The organism is Endozoicomonas arenosclerae, assembly GCF_001562015.1.
In the GTDB taxonomy this organism is placed as follows: domain Bacteria; phylum Pseudomonadota; class Gammaproteobacteria; order Pseudomonadales; family Endozoicomonadaceae; genus Endozoicomonas_A; species Endozoicomonas_A arenosclerae.
Window position 1 is genome coordinate 1 of the sequence record NZ_LASA01000290.1, and the last position, 492, is coordinate 492.

Annotated in this window: 1 protein-coding gene; it reads left to right on the plus strand. The window is 29.7% G+C overall.

What is annotated here, in order from left to right; genetic code table 11:
• Nucleotides 1–111 precede the first annotated feature (111 nt).
• A partial coding sequence (locus tag WG89_RS30960) for a hypothetical protein (RefSeq protein WP_216638591.1) occupies nt 112–492 on the plus strand: 381 nt, incomplete at its 3' end.

The following is a 492-nucleotide window of genomic DNA, read 5'->3' on the forward strand; positions in this document are numbered from 1 at the left end:
TGCTGCCTTTATCATTCCAAGCACTTGGTACTTTCTTTATTGTTGTAGCCAGAGTTTACATATTACTACTACCAGTTCTTATTATTTATTTTTTCTTAGGGCTAATTTCTAATGGGAAACAAAAAAAAGATAATTCTATTTTATGTAAGAGTGAAAGATATTTCAATTGTAAATGATATTTCATTTTATGAACAAGATATTAGGGCTCTACGTGAACTTTCATATGAAGTTAAGGTTACAAACAAATATAGAGACGTTTTTTTTACTAAATATGATTATCTCTATATTTGGTGGTGGTCTTATGCGTTGATTCCATTGCTTTGGTCTAAAATTGTTTCAATAAAAAGCATTGTTGCTGGTGCATTTCATTATAACTCACCAATGATGAGTGGCACTGACTATGTTAGGCGCTCTTTATTATATAAATTATTAGTGAGATTGTCTTTAAAGTTAGCAGATGCAAATATATTTGTTTCCAAGTACGAATATGAC